Raw genomic sequence first — 20,789 nt, 5'->3', positions numbered from 1 at the left:
GCGAACGCAGTCGGAGTTGATGCCAGCAAGATCCTAAGCCGACTCGCTTCCGATTTCTATAGAACGGGTTTGGTGGCGGCAGCGCATGCGGAATTGAGAACTCTTTTGATGACGGTGGTCGTGGTCGCTATGCTGTGAAGCCATCGTGCGTTTTCGGTTGCGGACGGTCGTCACAACATGTTGCGAACGTGCCGGCGACCAGAGGGACAGGTTTACACGATGATTTCACTGACCCCACATCAGCAAGTAATTAAAGAAATTTCAATGAGATACCTCTTAATTGTTCTCCTGTGCGTGTTTGCTTGCGCGGCCGAGGCCGGGCAACGCAACTTCGTGTTCATCCTCGTCGATGATCTCGGTTTTGGAGATCTGGGGTACAACGGCAGTACGTTTTACGAGACCCCAAATGTGGACGCGTTGGCGGCCTCGGGGATGAGATTCGATCAGGGTTATGCGGCATGTCGCGTGTGCAGTCCTTCGCGGGCAAGCATCATGACGGGCAAGGCAACGGCTCGACATGGAATCACCGATTGGATCGGTGCTGCTCACGGGACTCGGTGGGATCGTGACGATCCCGTGCTGCCGGCGGAGTATGTTCACCATTTGCCTCAAGAGGAAATTACGATCGCTGAAGCCTTGCGTGACGCGGGCTACACGACATTTTTTTCCGGAAAATGGCATCTCGGTGAAGAGGGCTCGTGGCCGGAAGATCATGGGTTCATGATCAACAAGGGCGGATGGGATAAGGGATCTCCCGCCGGAGGGTACTTTGCCCCGTGGGTGAATCCTCGATTAGAGAACGGACCCGACGGTGAGTTGTTGACCTTGCGACTGGCAAATGAAACCGCGTCGTTTATTGAGTCGAATCAAGATCGTCCGTTTCTCGCCTACCTTTCGTTTTACACCGTTCACGGACCGATCCAAACGACGAAGGAACTGTGGCAGAAGTATCGTGACAAAGCCGAAGCGATGGGACTAACGGGGAATGCTCCGCGGTTCAAATTCGATCGTCGGCTCGCAGTCCGTCAGGTGCAAGACAATCCAATTTACGCCGGGATGGTGGAATCGATGGATACCGCCGTTGGTATCGTGATGGAAAAATTGAAAGCGACCGGTCTGGACAAAAACACGGTTGTTATCTTTACGTCGGACAACGGTGGTGTCTCTTCCGGTGACGCATTCTCAACGAGTTTGTTGCCGTTTCGTGGCGGCAAAGGTCGGCAGTGGGAGGGCGGCATTCACGAGCCATACATCATTCACGTTCCCGGCATGACTGCGTCAGGTACCGCTTCAGATGTTCCGGTAATTGGAATGGATTTCTATCCAACGATGCTCGAACTCGCCGGACTGCCGTTGATGCCGAACCAACATGTTGATGGCGTGAGTTTGGTTCCCGTATTGAAAGGGGACAAAATTCCTGAACGCGATCTTTTCTGGCACTATCCTCATTACGGAAACCAGGGTGGAGAACCGTCATCCATCATTCGTGCGGGAAATTGGAAACTGATTTATTACCACGAAGATGGGCGAAACGAACTCTATGATCTGACTGCTGACATCGGAGAAACGAACGACGTCGCGTCGGTCCATCCCGAGAGAACGTCGGCACTGCGCAAGCGTCTCGATCAGTGGTTGGCGGAGACCGGGGCAAATTTCCCTCAGCCGGATCCTCGATTCACGCAAGAGAAATTTGACGCCAAGATTGAGGCGCTCAGAACCCGCCGAATGCAAAAGCTCGAAACGCAGCATGCTGACTTCTTGAAGGATTCCTGGACGCCGGGAAGCAAGTCGGGATGGTGGGGCAGCGATGTCGATTGATCGGCCATCGTGATGACGGGATCCGTCGGTGTTGGCCGTTCGGTCCAGGGATGTTCATTCTGTTCGACGGATGCAGACGTCACGTATTTCCCTGAATCGAATTTCGTTTTGATGAGGATTTCGATTGGAAGGTTGGCAAAATGTTGCATTGGGTGCCGATCCGGCGGCAGCGACAAAAAATTGCATGTTTCTTGTTGACGGTCGAGGCGGCTGCGTCATTAGCCGTTTGACGGACGCATCGGAGCCCGTCGCCTGCGATTGAAATACGTATCGCGAACCGCTCAATGACCGGCAATGAAAAAATCACTTGAACACGCCAGAGCCGAAAGATCCGCAGTCCGAAGTTGTTGGGCTGATCGCTCAGCACCAATCGCGGTTGCGTGGGTTTTTGCGATCTTTGCTGACTGGGCACGATGACGTCGATGATCTTCTCCAGGAGGTCAATATGGTGTTGTGGAAGAAGGCCGGCGACTTCGAAATTGGGACTGATTTCTGGGCATGGTCTAGCCAAGTGGCACGATTCAAGGTGATGGAGCGTATTCGGAAATATTCGCGAGATCGATTGGTTTTCGATGAGTCGTTCATTCTTGAGATCGCTGACTTGGCATCCGAACGATCAGCGGGCTTCGATGACGAGCGATCGGCGTTGCGAGGATGCTTGGAACGTTTGCCGCCGGCACAGCGCACGCTGCTTGAGATGCGGTACACGCAAAATCTTGCCATCGGCCGAATCGCTCAAGAAATGAGTCGGCCGTCCGGTTCGATCCGGCAAACGCTCTATCGGATCCGGGGATTGTTGATGCAATGCATCGAATCGCGATTGGGGACGCAAGAATGACAAGCGAAGGCAAACGAGAAGACAACGAGTTTGATCAGCTTCTGCAACTCGCACTCGAGGGGACCCTGACGCGCGAGCAGGCTATGCGTGTTCAAGAGATGGTACGGCGCGATCCGGCAAAATTAGAAGTTTGGGTCGATTACTTTCGATTGGATTCGATGCTGAGTGAGGAGCTCGATGGCACTGCGATCGTCGACTTGGTCGATTTGGTCTGTCAGGTCGATGAAGGTGACTCGGATAGTAGTTGCGTACACAAAGCCGTCGCAGAGCAGCCAACGAAACGGAGCAGAGCAGGCGAAGGAGGGACGCGGTGGCGTGATCAGCGATGGAGCTTTGGGTTGGCTGCCGGGGTGGCTGTCGTAGTTTTGTTCATGGCGACTTGGCAGCGGCGAGCGGTCGAACGGGGCTCGGTGATGGACGCGGTAGCGGTTTCCTTCACCGCGAATGATGCCATTGCAATGCTGACCCAGGCCTCCGGTGACGTGTGGCAGGACGGGGAAACTCCGCCGATGCAGTTGAGCCCTGGTCGATTGCGTCTGGAGTCGGGGTTTGCGGAGATACGCGTCTACAACGGGGTGACTTTGTATTTGGAGGGGCCCGTCGATCTCAATTTGGTGTCGCTGGATCAAACCCATTTGCGTAACGGCAAACTGCGCGCGATCGTTCCTGACGGCGCTGAAGGTTATACCGTGACGACGGAATCGGTTCGGCTCGTGGACCGAGGCACCGAGTTCGCGATCGCGTCAACCGGCGACGGTGTTTCGAGTGTTCATGTGATTGACGGGTTGGTCGATTTGTATCCGAAAGGGGCGAGCGAATTAGCGGTTGAGTCTCGACGCAAAGCGGTGCTCGAAGGCGAAAGCGTCGAGATCAGTCCGGAATTCGAAATGAGAGAGACGACGCTCGACCTCGATGGTTTTCCGTCGGCATCTGCGATCGATCGATCCGTGTCAGATCAATATCAACGATGGCGGAGTTGGAGTGAAGCGTTTTCTAAACGCAGCGACCTGTTGCTGTACTTCAATTTCGAAGGCAAAAACAAGCAAATGCTGGCACGGGAAGGGCTCGCCAATCTTGCGGCGTCGCAGCGAGAAAATGTGAAGGCGACCGTTGTGGGATGTGAATTACTAGATGGACGATGGCCGCAGAAACGGGCGTTGGGGTTTTACAACACCGCCGATCGGATTCGGATTCGTGTGCCTGGGCGTTTTCCGCACCTCACGTTCGCGTGTTGGGTTCGCATCGATGAACTCAAGGGGGTGAACCAGGCATTGTTGTTGACTGATGACTTTGATGATTGGCGACCGCACTGGCAAATTGCAAAAGAGGGCGATTTAAAACTGGGGATCGGTCAATCGACGCGGGCGCAGCGCCGGCAGATGCGCAGCGGATCAAAGCATCTCGCGAGTTTGTCGCCTCTGGGGCGTTGGACGCATCTGGCGACGACCTATGACGCGGATTCCAAATTGGTTCGTCACTATGTCAACGGTGAGCAGGCCGCATGGAACGAGTTACCACGTGCCGAACCGCTGCACATCGGTGCCGCTGAAATCGGCAACTGGCTCCGCCCTCGGAAAACGGGCGATGAACCGATTCGAAATTTGGATGGCAGGATCGACGAGTTCATGTTGTTGCGGTCGGTGCTCGATGCCGATGCGATACGTGAAATCTACGATGTGGGCCGTTAACAAACACAAACGCTTTTTGATGGACTTTTAAACGATGAAACTTAATCGACGTACCGCACTATTGAGCGGTTGTGCCGCTGCCGCTGCAAACTGTCTGCCTAGCCGTGCTCAGGGGGGCGTTCTCGGCGCCAATGAAAAAGTCAACATTGCTTGGTGCGGCGTTGGCGGGCGTGGCCCTCGGATTATTGAAAACTTTGAGCGAGCGGGGATTGCGAATTTCGTTGCGTTCTGTGACGTCGATCCCGAGAACCCGCATATGAATGCGACGAAGGAAAAATTTCCCGATGCGAAAGTGTTCCAGGATTGGCGGGTGATGCTAGACAAGATGGGCAAGGAGATTGATGCGGTGGTCGTGCTGGTGCCCGATCATTCTCATTTTCCCATCAGCATGGCGGCCATGGCGGCGGGCAAACACGTCTATACCGAAAAACCACTCGCCCGCACGTTCGAAGAGATCGAATTGTTGATGGCCGCGGAGAAGAAATACGGTGTCGCAACCCAGATGGGCAACCAAGGTCATTCCGGCGACAACTATTTTCAGTTCAAAGCGTGGCAGGACGCAGGCATTATCAACAATGTCACGCACGTCGATGCGTACATGAATAAGTGGCGTCGGTGGCATCCGTGGGGTGATATTCAGGCCATGCCAACCGGCGAGACGGCGCCGAAATCGTTGGATTGGAACCTATGGCACAGCACGACGCCGACTCATGCGTTTAGCGAAAAGTTTCATCCTGGGAACTGGCGTGGTTGGTACCAGCACGGAACGGGATGTTTTGGCGACTGGGGGGCGCACATTCTCGATACGATCCATCGCTTCCTCGACCTAGGCATGCCCGAAAAGATTTCGGCGACCAAATTAGTGCAGCCGAACGATCTCATTTACCCACTCGCATCGACGATTAACTTTCAGTTTCCACGACGTGGCGCAATGCCACCGATGGACATTGATTGGTACGACGGTACCGATAACCTGCCGCCGTTGCCTGATGATTTCGAGGGTCGCAAACTCGATGCTAAAATTCCTGGCAAGTTCATTTACTCGGGTGACTACGTTTTCCAGGGCGGCAGCCATTCATCGAAATTGGAGATCCTGTCTGAGGAAAAGCGAAACAATCTCCAATCAACCGGACGGATGCAAACGGACTTCGGAAAAAACTCTGACCACTACGCCAACTTTTTGCTTGCCTGCCGGGGCGATGAAGAGACTCGATCGCCGTTCTCGGTCTCAGGACCTCTGTCGCAGGTTCTGGTACTCGGATGTCTCGCACAACGTCTCGGCGGCGAGTTGGAGTTTGATCGTGAAACCAAACAGATCACGAACAACGAATTGGCGAACTCACTGCTCAAGGATACGCCGCGCAAGGGCTGGGAGCAGTATTACGCGCTGTAGTGCGGCGGATTGAATCAGCAGACGCCGTTCGCGAGGTAGAAGTGCCTCGCGGTCCGGTGTTTTGTTTGTGCCGAAGTCTATATTTCGGCCAGAGATGCGAGGAAGGGCAGATCGGCTACTGCAAACGCCTTTAAAGGGGAATAGAATCTCAATTCACGTGCGTTATTGTTGACAGTTAGCAATGGCGAGAGCCCGCTCGAATCCGTAGGTCACTCTTGAAAATATGAACACCACGAAAGTCACATTGTTAGTAAGTCCCCTGTTGTTGGTCGTTTGGATGGCTTCCGCGAACGCCCAGGAGTCTGGATTTCCGTTTGTCCTTCCCGAGTCAAAGCCGGATCGTCCGATGAGTGCGGCGATGTCGCGGAACTACTCGCAGTGGTCGGCACCGCGACCTGAACACAACGAACTGTATTCGCAGTTCAAGTACACGAAGCTCAAGGGATTTGATTACCACGACCAGGACGGCACGGTCTCGCGACGCGACCCATCGAAAGTGATCTTTGCCAATGGGAAGTACTACGTTTGGTACACCAAACGCGACACTCCGACGCCACCGAAGGGCGCCGCCGCATCGACCGATACGATTCCGTCGAGCGATTGGGACCTCTGTGATATCTGGTACGCGACCAGTGAAGACGGCTTCACATGGCAGGAACAAGGCGTGGCGGTTCCGCGTCCACCGAAACCGAACGTCGGATGGCGTTCCGTTTCCACGACTGACATCCTGCAGTGGAAAGGAAAGTATTACCTCTACTATCAGGGATTCATGGAAGCGAGCGGGAAACGTGGGGACGATTGTCCGGTTGCTGTCTCGTATGCCGACTCACCCGATGGACCCTGGACTCCTCACAATCAGGTCGTGATTCCCAATGGGGGCTCCGGAGATTGGGATCAGTATTCAATTCATGATCCGTATCCATTGGTGTACAAAGGCCGAATTTATCTCTACTACAAATCGGACTTCGACGGCGAACCGAATTTGGTTCGCATGCAGGGGCTCGCGATTGCGGACAATCCTTTGGGACCGTTTGAAAAACACCCTCTCAACCCGGTCATCAACTCGGGGCACGAAACGACACTGTTTCCATTCCGAAAAGGAATCGCCGCGCTCGTGATTCGCGATGGAAACGAACATTCTACCGTTCAGTTTGCCGAAGACGGTGTTAACTTCGAGATCGCGTCGATCACCAACCTGATGCCCACCGCGGGCGGTCCGTTCATTCCAGACGCCTTTACCGATACCAAAGACGGCCGGGGAATCACGTGGGGAATCTCTCACTTCACCAATGCGACGACATGGGACCAGAACCACGCGGTTTTAACACGCTTTGATTGCGATTTGAGTTTGGACCTCAATGATCCGGTGATGAAACGCACCGGTTTGTATCTGAAACCTGAGATCTATTACCAACAAGGACTCGGTCAGACGCAACGAAAGCGAATTGAGGAATCCAATCGGAAGATCCGCGAGCACGCGAACAATCAATAGGCGCATTGCACGCTAGCGTGCGAGACAAAATTGGCTAAAGAAACATGAGTGCAAAACAAGTTTTCAAAATGCGATTGATTCGATGCAGTGTCGTCGTGTTGGTGACCAATTTGCTCGTATCGCAGCATGCGGTTGCAGACCAGAAAGGCGGCATCGTCGCAGAGCAGACCTCCGGTAGCCGCCGATCGTCGATCGTGGTGGAGCCTGAGATGACCCGTGCGATCCAGGGGATTACCGACGTCGAACGCAAACGTTATTTCAACGTGTGTGATCCTGGAACGGGATTTGAAAATCAGGTCAAAGACGATGCGATGTACGACTACCTCGTTAAGGAATTGGGGATTTCGTTCGGTCGTCGTTTGGGTGTGGTCAAGCATCCCGCACAAACGTTAAGCGAAGATCCGAATCGACCCGGGTACCCAGATATTTCGCGTCTGAGAAATAAGAAGGCGGTGGAACCATCCGAGCGGATGCGGAAGGACTTTGGAGCGAATCTTAACGTGGCCGCGCACGGTCATCACAACGCGTTCCCCGAGTACATGGGGCGGTTCGAGACGAGCGAATCGGTACAGGACCCGAAACATTCGCAGTACCTGCCCAAAAACCTCGATGCCGCAGCGTTTCTGTCGGCGGCGGTTCTGCGGTTTGGTTTCAACGACTTCGATCGGCCGCAATATTACGAGCCCGTCAATGAACCGCATTGGTCGTTTCCAAAGACTCAGCACCTCGCCGATTGGCATCTCAAAACGATGGAGTTTGTGCATCGTGCAACGCCGGGTGTCAAGGTTGGCGGACCGTGTCTTCCGGTCTGCTATTTCTACCGCAACGAATACAAAGCATTCGACGGTCTGACGGAGTTTATCGAGCGAACGGATGCCAAGATGGACTTCTATTCGTTCCACACCTACGACTATTTGCGTTGGCGTGAGGGGGATTTCAAGGGGCGTATCCAGTCCGGGCTTGCTCTCGAAGGAACGCTTGATCTGGTGCAGAACTACACGGTGAACACGTACGGAAAAGAAATCGACGTGGTCGTCAGTGAACAGGGCGGTTACATCGGCAGCGACCCCAAAGGCGAGTACGACGGGGAATTCGTCGCCGGTGAGATCATGGCGGAGCAATATCCCGACGCTGACCCTGCTTCGTGGGACTACGAGATGAAGAAACGATCGATCGTTAACTTCGGACACGTCAGCAGTATCGTGGCGAACACGTTGGCATTCATCGAGCATCCGCATTGCGTTCAGAAGACGGTCCCATTTCTATTGCCCAATACATGGGCTTGGGGGCCAAAGTATTACGCACAGTTGTACGTTGCTCATGACTACGAGGATAAGACGCGTTGGGTCGAAACGGACCTGATGATGTACTTCAAGTATTTTCGAGGTCTGGGGGGGCGTCGCGTGAAGGCACTCTGTGATGATCCCGATTTGCAGGTGCGGGCGTTCGTTGACAGGAACAAACTGTTTCTGGCCATCAACAATCAGAGCTTCGAATCGGAGACCGTTGATCTGAGTGGCATTTCCACCGAGAACGTGGAGGTGCGCCGATTGGGCCGGAACACGGATTTCACCGCGTTCTATTCCGAAGACACGATTCCCACACCCGAAACGCTGACGTTGGCGGGACGCGAATCGGTGATGATTGTCGCTGAGGCGGATGAACCGATTCAGCAAAAGCGTGTCGTGAACGAGTTGGTCTGTTACGGCGACAAGGTGGTGCAACCGATGCAGGACGCAACTTTTTCGGTTCATGTGCCTCAAAACGAGCCTATCAATTATGCCCAATTGCGAATCGGTGTCACTCGATCACCCGACGCTTTGAAAACGCCGGTGGTGCGATTCAACGGCATCGTTCTCGACGTTCCGATGGAGGACTGCGCGGAGCGTTTTGTGGATCGTGAATATGCGATGACGAAATTGATTCCACTCGACCCCACGTTGATCAAAGCTGCAAACACGGTTTCCGTATCGTTCGCGGACGGATCGGACGGTGCCGTTGGCAGCGTCGTGATTCGTGTGGCCGTGAAGGAAACTCCGTGAAAATCGGAATGTTGACGTGAGGCATCAATTCCTCGCGAACGCAGGTTGTGTTGACCGTCAGTTCGTCAAAGCGATGGGTGGCGTCGGCGTTTCCGCAACATGAAATCGACAACAAAACTGAAGCCTAACGAAACCCTCTCTTGAGTTCCCGAATTGCCACCTGGCACGAAGTTGTATTGAAAAGGATGCCCCCCATGATCCGCCTGAAGATGATGTTTTGTTTGACCCTCGCGATGGCGATCCTGGCCATTGCGGCCGATGCACGCGGTGACTACCGGCAATCGTTTAACGATGGTTGGTTGTTCCATAACGGCGATGCACCGGGAGCCGAGGCGGCGGACTTTGACGATTCAGGATGGCGACCCCAGCAGTTGCCGCACGATTGGGCGATCGAGGGGCCGTTTGATGTGAAGTACAACGCCCGCGCCGGTGGATTGCCGTTTCATGGTACGGGGTGGTATCGAAAGACATTCGAGACGCCGGAGAATGCCAAGGGGAAGGCGGTTCTGATTACCTTCGATGGCGCGATGTATGACGCTCACGTCTGGGTCAACGGACAATTCGTAGGGAATCGTCCATACGGGTATATCGAATTTCAATTCGATATCAGCAAGTACCTCAACGAGGACGGTTCGAACACGATCGCGGTAAGGTTGATTCCCGAAGATCTTTCGTCGCGTTGGTATCCCGGTGCGGGGATCTACCGAAACGTGTGGATCGATGTCCGCAATCCCATTCGTGTTGCTCAGTGGGGAACATTCGTGACGACACCGAAGGTGGGTGAGGATAAAGCGACTATTTCTGTCGAAACAACCCTCACGGGAAATCTCGGAAGCCGAAACGTGCAGTTGCGATATGACGTGTTTGATCCGTCAGGTGCGAAAGTGGCATCAGCGACAACGAAGGGCGAAACCGAAACCTCAACGGAATTGACCGTTCGCGGGCCACAATTATGGGATATCGATTCGCCGAACTTATATCGATTGACCACAACGGTTCTTGATGGCGATAACGCTGTCGATGGCGTAAACACCACGTTCGGAATTCGCACATTGGAATTTTCCAAAGAGAAAGGCTTCTCGCTCAATGGAAAACACACTCGAATTCAGGGCGTGTGTTTGCACCACGACAACGGACCGCTCGGTTCGGTTGTCAATCGCCGAGCGATCGAACGCAAACTGCAAATCATGAAGCAGATGGGTGTCAATTCGATTCGCACCAGCCACAACCCACCGTCCAATGAATTGCTCGAATTCTGCGACAAATTGGGACTTCTCGTGCAAGTCGAAGCGTTTGATGTTTGGATGAAGGCCAAAGTGCCCAATGGTTACAACAAGTTCTTCGAAGAGTGGGCCGAACGCGACATTAAAGACATGGTCCGTCGCGACCGCAATCACCCATCGGTCTTCATGTGGAGTATCGGAAACGAAATCCTGGAACAGTCCAGCAAAGAAGACGGCAACCGCATCGCCAAGCAGCTCAATGACTACGTAAAGTCGCTCGACACCACCCGTCCGACCACCTGTGGATTCAACTGGTACCCAGGTCCTTATGCGACCGGGATGGCCGGACAGGTCGATATTGCAGGGATGAATTACAAACCGCTGGCGTATGGTGAGCCGGTTAACGGTTACCTGCCCAATAATCCTGTTGTTGGATCCGAGACGTCGTCCTGCACCAGCAGCCGAGGCGTCTATCATTTGCCGATTGAAAAATACCAAACGCACGAGTCAAAACAGGTCACCAGTTACGATCTGATCGGACCTCCATGGGCGTACCCACCCGACATCGAATTCGATGCATTGGAAAAACATCCGGAAGTTCTCGGCGAATACATTTGGACGGGATTCGATTACCTCGGCGAGCCGACACCTTACGGCGGCAAAGACAATAGCACCAATGGTTATTGGAACGCCGACTGGCCGTCACGGAGTTCGTATTTCGGTGCGGTCGACCTGTGTGGTTTTCCAAAAGATCGTTTCTATCTGTATCAGAGCCAGTGGACTGATGAGCCGATGGTTCACGTGTTGCCTCATTGGAATTGGGAGAACACAGGGCACGAAATGATTCCCGTGTACGCCTACACCAACTGTGAAGAAGTCGAGTTGTTCGTCAACGGTGAGTCAGCCGGACGGCGAGTCAAAGGCAAGGACCTGACCAAAATCTTGGTCAAATTCAATCGATACGAGAGTGATCATCTCATGTCGAAATATCGATTGTCGTGGGAGGTGCCGTTCGCACCGGGATCCCTCCGAGTGGTCGGCTACAACGACGGCCAACCGGTTCCCGAGAAGGAAATCAAAACCGCGGGAACGCCGGCCCAGATCAAATTGGTTCCCGACCGGAGCGAACTATCCGCCGATAGCAGCGACCTGTCGTACGTGACCGTGAGAATCGAGGATGCCGAGGGCAATTTCTGCCCGCTGGCATCCAATCTCGTTCGATTCAAGGTTGAAGGAGAAGGATCGATCGCAGCTGTTGGTAACGGGAATGCCGCGACAACGGCACCCTTCATCGCTGATCACCGAGAGGCCTTCAACGGGCTTTGCATGCTGATCGTGAAATCGGGTAACCAAGTTGGCGAAATTAAGGTTCTTGCCGAGTCGGATGGATTGAAATCCGATGTCACTTCGCTCGATGTGAAGTAGATGCAAATTTGTGTTGCAAACGCCCGGAGCTGATCGAGGCGTATTTGACCTCGCTGCGAGGGCGAGCGAATCAGCTTTCCTTTACGCGGTTGCTTTTGCACGTGTTGGCGCGTTGGTCGAAGGATGCGTTGATCCGGTGCACGTATTGGCACCTTTGTTCTGTGAACTAACTTCTGTGAGAAATTGATGAGATCTCCAATTGCGACTGTTGTCGTTGTGATGGTCGCCATGATGACTTCGGTTGTCCCAATTTCGGCGAATGAGACCGCAAAGAACCCTCTCGTTACCTGTCGACAATGGGACGTACACGATCTCTCATTTCATGTCGAGCAAATCCCGAGTCAGCCCGTTGACGTCGAGTTCTCGGCAACTCTGCGACATTCAGACGGGCGAACGATGGAAGTACCCGGTTTCTACAACGGTGATGCGGAGTACGTCATCCGCTTCACACCACCGACATCGGGAGATTGGTCATACGTGACTCACTCAACGATCGCAGGTCTCAACGGGCAAAAAGGACTTTTGACGGCGCAGCCGCCACGCGAGGGACGTCGAGGTGGTTTGAATCAGGATCCTAACAATGCTCGCAACTTCGTCTACGAAGATGGCAGCAGTTACTACCCCATCGCGATCGAATCCGATTGGTTGTTTGCATTGGATGTAAACAATCCGGATGGTATCCCCGACACGCGAAAGTTTGTTGACACGCTTGCCGACGCAGGGTTCAACCAGGTCGTGATGAACGTGTTCGCGTATGACGTGAAATGGGCAAAAGACGATCGCCTCGACGATCAATACGATTACGGCTCGCCAGACGCGTTCCCGTTCGGTGGTAGTAATGCCGAACCCGATCATTCGCAACTGAACACGGAGTACTTTCAACGGCTTGATCGGGTGATCGACTGTCTCGACCAGAAGGGAATTGCTGCGCACCTCATGATCTACGTTTGGAATAAGGAGGTTAATTGGCCTGACGCCGATTCCGAGGCTGACAATCGCTACTTTGATTACGTGGTGCGACGCTACCAGGCGTTCCCGAACCTTGTTTGGGACATCTCCAAAGAAGCTCTCGGGTATGGGCACAACGATGTCGGTTATATCAGCGGTCGGATCGATCGATTGCGGAAACTCGATGCTTGCGAGCGTTTGGTGACCGTGCACGACTACGGTTATTGCTCAAGATTTCCAAAGAAGGTCGACTTCATTTCGGTGCAGATTTGGTCCTCTGAGCTTTACAGTGTGATGCGAAATGTGATCTCGCAGTTTCCAGGCAAGCCGATTCTAAATATCGAACACGGCGGATACGAAAGAGGCCCCTATGTCGTGTTCACCGGCAGTTACACGTCGCCGGAGGTGTGTCTCGAACGTGCCTATCAGTGCGTGTTCGCGGGAACCTATCCAACGCATTACTGGCAGGGGGCGGCCTGGAACGTGGTCTTCCCTGATATCGAAGCGATGGATCCTTCTACACGCCCACGTTTGGAATACTACCAACACATGCGGACACTAATCGAACGATTCGACCTGTCCCAACTCAAAGCGGGAGACAAGAAGAGCAGCAGTGGTTTTTGCCTTCACAACGACAACGATCTTTATCTCTTTTACGTTCCCAAAGAAAATATCAATATCGGTGTTCGGATGCCGAAAACCATGTCGGGCGGGCAAATGAAGGGGACGTGGTTTGATCCCATGACGGGAAAATTTAGCAAACCCATCAAGAAGAAAATTACTCAGTGGCCGAGTTTCGATAAGCCGGACGGAGAGCACTTCGCAATTTTAATCGTCAAAGTCGAATCCGAAGAAACGAGGACCGGAAAGTGAAGTATTCAATGCGTCTTGTTCGCGATCTAACGAGTTGCGTGCTGTTGTTGTTGGGCACCGGTGTGGGAGTGGCCGACGAGCGTCCTAATTTTGTGTTCATCCTCACTGATGACCAATCGTACGGAATGATGGGATGTGATGGTAATGAATTGACGCAGACGCCCCATATCGACCAACTCGCAAAGGACGGCGTGTTTTTTGATCGGGCCTACATCACCAGCGCGATCTGCACGCCGAGTCGGATTTCCATTCTGCTCAGTCAGTTTGAACGCAAACACGGGGTGAATTTCAATTCCGGAACCAGTGTCTCTCCGGAAGCGTGGGCGGATTCCTATCCGGTCGTGATGCGAGATCACGGATACTACACCGGCTACGTTGGCAAGAACCATTCACCGATTGGATATGGTGGCTATGGCAGCGGACTGATGGACCGGTCGTTCGACTATTTTTATGCCGGACACGGGCATATCCGTTTCTATCCCAAGGATCTCCACGAAATCTTTCAGGCAGCAAAGTCGGATACCCAGGTCGAAATCATTCAGGAGGGGGTTGATGATTTTTTATCCAATGAACATCGGCTCGAGGGAGCGATTCGCTTTCTCGAATCACGGCCTCAGGGCAAGCCGTTTTGTTTGAGTGTTTGTTTCAATCTTCCTCATGATGCCGGTGCAGGGACGATGGCATCACGCGAAAGCGATGATGAAATTTACAAGTCTCTCTACCGGGACATTGAAATTCCGCTTCCGAAAAACTACGTGGCCAAAGCAGACGTCCAGACACCGAAACTGCCACCTCACGTATTGAAAACGAGCGAACGCCAGACCGGATATGACTATTCGGATGAGCCCGATGCGGCGATCCAGCGGATCATTCGGCGAATGCAGGCGATGACTGGAATTGATCGGATGGTCGGCAGGGTTCGTGAAAAGTTGGAGGCCAACGGCCTCGACAAAAACACTATCATCATCTTCACGTCCGACCACGGTCTCTTTACCGGTGAGCAGGGTTTGGGTGGGAAGGCGTTGTGCTATGAACAGACAACGCACGTGCCTTTCATCGTGTACAACCCGAACGCAAGTGAGTCCGCACGTGGGCGGCGATGTGACGACTTCGTGCAAAGTATCGACATCGCGCCGATGATGCTTGACTATGCCGGAATTGATTCCCCTGAGGCGTTTCAAGGCAAGAGCATTCGCGGTCTCGTGGATGGGGGGAATGCTCCGGTACACGACGCCATCTTTACCGAGAATTTGTGGGCGACGCATTTCGGTAATCCACCGATTGAAGCGGTGCAGGATAAGGAATGGAAGTACATCCGCTACTACGCCAATAACAGTTTTCCGGCGTCAATCAAAATCCGAACCGCAAAGGAAATGGGGATTCCTCTCACCAAAATGCTCTACACGGTCGCGGACGAAAACATCGCGGTTTACCGCCATTATGTCGAGTCGCCGTTGGAGGGAGAGAAACCGATCTACGAAGAGTTGTATTACGTCGCGGATGATCCGCATGAGTTGCGGAATCTGATTGACGATCCGAGCCTGAAGGATCAATTGAGCCGGATGCGTGCGCTTTGGAAGAAGAAATTGAAAATGGCCCGCGGTACCGAGCTTCCCAAAGTCCTCCGTTACACCGAAACCAGTGAACTCGAGCGGAAGTTGAAAGAGTGTCAGTCGCGTTAGCGAAAGATGACGAAGCGTTTTTTTCGACGAAATCCATGCAGCGAGAAGTAAAACGATGAACCGAGTTGTCTGTTTTTTAATGATGCTAGTGACCGTAGGAGCTAGCTTCTCAGCCGCGGTGTCGGCGGCCGAGAAGCCGAACATCATTTTGGTGTATGCCGACGATATTAGCGCACGCGAATTGCCTTTGTATGGATCGTCCGTGTGGAGTCCACCCACTCGCGGCGATACGACAGACGTGAAATTCCTTGCGGAAACACCGGTTCTCGACCAAATGGCCGCCGAAGGTTGTTGGGTAAAGACGGCATGGGCTTCGGTGGTTTGTTCTCCGAGCCGGGCGATGATGATGACCGGACGATACGCACACTTGCACAAGTGGTGGAACAACAAGGACAAAGGGCGGTACATCGATGAAAACGGAAAGGCACTAACATGGCCGTTGTACCTGAGTTCGCCGATGTTAATCGGCCATGTGGCCCAACAAGGCGGCTACGGAACGTATTGGGCCGGCAAAACGCAAATGGCGGGTGACCTTCGTGAGTTCGGTTTCGACCAAGGTTGTTTTACACCTGGGAATCTGTCGGATACCGATAATCCGTTCACCGATTTCAAGATGCACTACAAGAAGGTCGACGGCAAAAGGGTGTTGTTGAATTCTGACACCATCGAACCGCTCGATACTTACCAACAGCACGGATGGTACTTCTATCCTCATGTGCGGTTGATGAACCACGATCGCAAAAATTTCCAGTGGTGGCCGAACACGCCAAAATCAATCGAAGAGTTCGGCCCGGGGACGTATGGCCCCGATGTGGAACTGGACTTCATTTTTGATTTCATGGAGCGGCAACATGGCCAAGATCGACCGTTCTTTGTCTATCACACCACGCACCTCGGGCACGACGCATTCGATTGGTTGGACCCTACGTCGGAAAGCAGTTGGCCGGGGACGCCCAAACTGACTTGGGACGGCAAAGGATATACGCGGACAACGCCCCACATCACGGGTGACAAAGGTGTTTACGACACTCATGGTACGGTGAGTGAACCCGGGATTCATTCGCATTTGAAGTATTTGGATTACCAAATGTGGTTGTATCGCAACAAACTGAAGGAAATGGGGATTGAGGACAATACGGTTGTGATTTTCTGTGCCGATAACGGAACCGGTGGGTACGGGAAGAACAGTTCCGATCGACAGAAAGGGACACATGTTCCGTTGATCATCTATGCCCCCGGGATGGCGAAAAAGGGAGCGCAGGACGTGTTGGTCAATATGTCGGACATGTTGCCGACGGTTGCGGATTTAGCGGGTGTTGAAATCCCCAAAGACTACGAAGTCAACGGGGAGAGCCTCGTGCCATTCTTGTTCACGGACAAACCGAAACACCGCGATTGGATCTATGCGTATAGTCGCGAACAGCAAATGATTCGCGGCGAAAAGGTGATGAGAGATGGTCCCGGTCGATGGTGGGACGTTTCCGAGACGCCTGACGACCTGATCAGTTTTCAGCAAATTACAGATTGGGATTATGTTTCGGAGGAACATCGTGCTGAACGTGATCGGTTGCTCGACGTGTTGCCTCGGTTCGATTTGCACGCAACCGAGCACGATGCGCCGGGTGTCGATCTGTCTTCGGCCACCACGTCGAATGGAGCAAATGCGAGTGCATCGAAAAAGAAAAAAACAGGTGCGAATGTCCAGCCGAACGCACCAACGGTAGATGCATCCTCATCGAGCAAAACACGCCCCACTCGTTTTGCGGACGACTTTGAAGGACGCTCGGACCTTGGACCTCGCTACGACACCGCTCGTGCAACGAAGGACGCGTGGACGTTGGTTGACGGTGCATTAATCGGGATGCAGACTTATGACGACCATGGCGCTGTGATTCGCACGCAATTGCCTTTTGATGACATCGATCTGGAATTTGATTTTCGCTTCAATGGCGGAACTCGCTTTAATTTGGTGATGGATGATAAGAACGAGAAATCGGTGCACGCGGGGCACATTTGTCGCGTCTCGATTTCGCCGAAACGGCTGACGATCGGTGACGACAAGACAGGAGGCATGAATCTGAAAGTCCGAAAATTACGGCAGAAAGCAACCTTGTCGGAGGCTGAAAAGTTGAATCTGGCAAACGTGCTCGCCCGAACGCACTCGTCAGCGGCGATCGCCATCAAACGTGGGGAATGGCACCGTCTTCGGGTTCGTATCCAGGATGACATCATGAACGTGACGTTGGACGGCGAGGAGGTCGTATCTCTGCAGTCACCGGGATTTGCTCATCCGACGAAGACCAAGTTCGGTTTCACCGTCAACGGAGCCACGATCGATTTCGACAACATTAAGGTCTTTGCGAACGAGACGGAGACAGCACGATGAGAAGTTCAACGAGTATCGGCTCTCCTATTGGGCGAGTGACTTCAGCGATTGTGGGCCTCGTCGTGGTAATGACACTGTTGGCGTCTAGTTCTGTGTTGCACGCGAAAGAGGCGAGTCGGGCTCCGAATGTTTTGTGGATCATCACGGACGATCAGCGTCCGGATTCGTTAGCGTGTTACAACCAGGCGGTCCGAGGGACGACCGAAAGCCCGCTCGGGTTCGTCTCGTCACCGCATGTTGATCAACTCGCGTCCGAGGGCGTTCTCTTCACTCGAGCGTATTGCAATTCGCCGGGATGCGCTCCATCGCGTGGGTCGATGATCACGGGTCGGTACCCGTTTCGAAATGGGATCTACGGATTCGAACAGACGCACAACGCCGTCTCTACGTTCGAACCCGTTGTGCCGCAGGTCATGCGTGATCAAGGCTACCACACGGCACTCTTTGGAAAGTCGGGTTACTACATCTTCGATTGGGGATCAGGACTGACATGGAACGATGTGGGTTTCTGGGATTTCGATGTTGATGCCAAAAACGACTTGCAGCGAAACGGCTTGACCGATTGGTTCCGCGAGAAGCGTCGCCAAAAAGCAAACGGCAAGAACATCGTCGTGGGGACGGAGGACCGCTTTTATCATTCTGACGGGACGTACACTTCGTTTCTCGTCGGGGATGAAATCGACGAGCAAGAACGAGCCAAAAAGAATGCGGTCGAAGAGGAACTCGATCTGCTTTATTCGAAATCGGGAGCGGCACACATCATTGGCGGTCGCAGTTCGCAACCGTCGGACAAGACACTCGATGGATACACGGTCGCGGAGTTCAGCCGTTTTCTCGCCAATGCGGGCAGGGAATACCAGACCGGTTATGGACTCGTGACATCGGGTGCGTCATTGGACAGACCCGCGTTCTTAAACGTGGGGTTTCATTTCCCACACACGCCAGTGATGCCACCTCAAGAATATCGTGACTTGTTTGTCGGGAAAACGTATCGCGTTCCGGAGTTTGACATTGCGGAACTCGAACGACTTCCGCCTCAGCTAAGAACACTGCATGCGAAAAATCGGTTCGACGATCTTTCGCATGATGGAAAGCAGCAGGCGATTCGTGATTACTACGCGTTCTGTACTTTTGGCGACGCGATGGTTGGGAAAACCGTGGATGAGTTCAAGTCGTTCAGCAAAAAGCAGGAACGCGAATACTTGATCGTCTATGTGTGTGGAGACCACAGTTGGCATTTGGGCGAACAGGGCATCGAATCAAAGTTCGGTCCGTATGATCATTCCAATCACAACGCTGTGATCGTCGTGTCGTCAGATAAGAATGCGTTTCCGTCGGGCACGGTGTGCGATGACTTCGTTGAGTTTGTTGATTTCGCGTCGACGTTCTACACGGCTGCGGGTTTGGACGTTTCGCGACCTGAGTTTGCTCATCTCGATGGGAGGCCTTTGCAGGCGACCGTCGCCGGCAGCGTGACCCCGCGGGAATATGTTCTCGGTGAGATGAATCATGTCTACGGACCTCGAGCGTACATTCGCTCGGATGATTTTGCGTTTTCGATGCGTACTCGGTTTAAGAATGGCAAACTCGGGGCTGGATATGCGCCCAATCAAGAGGTTCGCTGGGCACTGGACTCGCCTCGCGAAGACATTGAAATGGCTCTCTTCGATTTGCGATCAGATCCTGGTGAACGATTTAATGTCGCAGGAGAGGAGCGTTATCAAGCGTTGGTCGATTTCTTACGCAACAAACTCGGCAATATCGTGTTGGGGGATCGCCGATTAGAAGTGAACTGGAAGCAGGAAAACGAATTCGATATCAGTGACTTTGCCGCCGGAAGTGATGACAAACGGTTGGACATTCCTGCGGGTTGCGTTCCCGCGATCGAAGCGTCTGCGTCGGTGGGCAACGTCACTGAATCGCCGCCGGACATGAAGATTGAATTTGGAAAGGTCGATCGAGAATCGGTCTTTCGCAGTGACGAAATGAGTATATGGGGGGCTTCGCTCGTTCGTGACGATGCGGGCGTGTACCACCTGTTCTATTCGCGATGGCCGCGAAAGTTGGGGTGGGCGTGGGTGACCGATTCAGAAATTGCTCATGCGGTAGCGGACAGCCCGTTTGGTCCGTTCGAATTTCGAGACGTGGCACTGCCTCGGCGAGGAAAAGAATTCTGGGACGGTTGGTGCACCCACAATCCGACAGTGCATCGGTTTGGGGACAAGTACTATCTTTATCACATGGGGAATACCGGCGACGGTGAGATCGTCGGTTATCCGGGGAAGCAGTTGCTGAATTGGCAACATCGGAACAACCAACGCATCGGTGTTGCCGTCGCCGACAGCCCGAACGGTCCATGGACTCGGAGCGATGTTCCTCTCGTTGACGTTAGCGAGGACCGCTCCGCAGCGGACTCATTGGTCACATCAAACCCATCGGTTTGTCAGCGTCCCGATGGTGGTTATCTGATGGTTTACAAAGGCGTCGGCCAGGAGCGTCCCTTGCCGAGTGGTGGGCCCGTCGTGCATTGTGTCGCCACCTCCGAAAGCCCAACGGGACCTTTTGTCAAACAAGATCGATTGGTTTTCGTTTTCGAAGGCGAACACTTCCCGGCTGAAGACCCTTACATCTGGTTCCAAGAAGGGAAGTATCGAGCGATTGTTAAACGCATCAAACACGAAGGACGGAAACGGGTCTTTTCGTTAGTGCACTACGATTCGGTTGACGGTTTGGATTGGCAGCCTGCGAAACATCATGAGATATCACAACGAATCATCGAGTGGGAAGATGGTGAGGTTCAGCAATTCGATCATCTCGAACGTCCTCAGGTCTATGTTGAGAACGGAGTGCCGGTGGCGTTGCTCTGCGCGGCCGACACGATCGATGAAAACAATGTGCGTCACTCATTCAATATTCAAATCCCGCTGGTGATCACGTTTGATTCGAAACCTTGAATTTTCGATGAGAAGCATTGGGGCCAT

11 protein-coding genes are annotated in these 20,789 nt (G+C 53.3%); all 11 read left to right on the top strand.

All coding sequences use genetic code 11. The features are described 5' to 3' along the window. Positions 1-264: 264 nt before the first annotated feature. The 11 genes from FHS27_RS09030 to FHS27_RS31035 all read left to right on the top strand — a co-directional run bounded on the left by FHS27_RS09030 (position 265) and on the right by FHS27_RS31035 (position 20,762). Positions 265-1,818 (top strand): sulfatase, encoded by a 1,554-nt coding sequence (locus FHS27_RS09030; protein ID WP_221224970.1) that lies wholly within the window; start codon positions 265-267, stop codon positions 1,816-1,818. Between the two features lie 307 nt (positions 1,819-2,125). Next, positions 2,126-2,656, top strand: a complete 531-nt coding sequence (locus FHS27_RS09025; RefSeq protein ID WP_184304332.1) for a sigma-70 family RNA polymerase sigma factor — start codon at positions 2,126-2,128, stop codon at positions 2,654-2,656. After that, positions 2,653-4,344 (top strand): LamG-like jellyroll fold domain-containing protein, encoded by a 1,692-nt coding sequence (locus FHS27_RS09020; RefSeq protein ID WP_184304330.1) that lies wholly within the window; start codon positions 2,653-2,655, stop codon positions 4,342-4,344. Before FHS27_RS09025 ends, FHS27_RS09020 begins: the two co-directional genes overlap by 4 nt. 34 nt (positions 4,345-4,378) lie before the next feature. Further along, positions 4,379-5,737, top strand: a complete 1,359-nt coding sequence (locus FHS27_RS09015; RefSeq protein ID WP_184304328.1) for a Gfo/Idh/MocA family protein — start codon at positions 4,379-4,381, stop codon at positions 5,735-5,737. 223 nt (positions 5,738-5,960) lie between these two features. Beyond that, positions 5,961-7,229 (top strand): glycoside hydrolase family 117 protein, encoded by a 1,269-nt coding sequence (locus FHS27_RS09010; RefSeq protein WP_184304326.1) that lies wholly within the window; start codon positions 5,961-5,963, stop codon positions 7,227-7,229. A gap of 44 nt (positions 7,230-7,273) precedes the next feature. Further along, positions 7,274-9,271, top strand: a complete 1,998-nt coding sequence (locus FHS27_RS09005) for a beta-agarase (protein ID WP_184304324.1) — start codon at positions 7,274-7,276, stop codon at positions 9,269-9,271. Positions 9,272-9,465: 194 nt separating this feature from the next. Next, positions 9,466-11,919 carry a glycoside hydrolase family 2 TIM barrel-domain containing protein gene (locus FHS27_RS09000; RefSeq protein WP_246419331.1) on the top strand — a complete coding sequence of 818 codons (2,454 nt, stop codon included), beginning with the start codon at positions 9,466-9,468 and terminating at the stop codon, positions 11,917-11,919. 186 nt (positions 11,920-12,105) lie between these two features. Beyond that, a complete protein-coding gene (locus tag FHS27_RS08995) occupies positions 12,106-13,740 on the top strand; it encodes a DUF5060 domain-containing protein (protein WP_184304320.1) in 1,635 nt (544 codons plus the stop codon). Between the two features lie 8 nt (positions 13,741-13,748). Then, entirely contained in the window at positions 13,749-15,422 is a 1,674-nt protein-coding gene (locus FHS27_RS08990; protein WP_184304318.1) for a sulfatase-like hydrolase/transferase, read from the top strand. Between the two features lie 55 nt (positions 15,423-15,477). Next, complete coding sequence (locus FHS27_RS08985) at positions 15,478-17,808, top strand: sulfatase-like hydrolase/transferase (RefSeq protein WP_184304316.1); 2,331 nt, start codon at positions 15,478-15,480, stop codon at positions 17,806-17,808. After that, entirely contained in the window at positions 17,805-20,762 is a 2,958-nt protein-coding gene (locus tag FHS27_RS31035; RefSeq protein ID WP_246419330.1) for a sulfatase-like hydrolase/transferase, read from the top strand. Before FHS27_RS08985 ends, FHS27_RS31035 begins: the two co-directional genes overlap by 4 nt. Positions 20,763-20,789 lie beyond the last annotated feature (27 nt).

The sequence above is a fragment of the Aporhodopirellula rubra genome, assembly GCF_014192335.1.
In the GTDB taxonomy this organism is placed as follows: Bacteria; Planctomycetota; Planctomycetia; order Pirellulales; family Pirellulaceae; genus Rhodopirellula; species Rhodopirellula rubra.
Note: the sequence above shows the minus strand (reverse complement) of the source record. Positions and strands in the feature narration are given on the sequence as shown.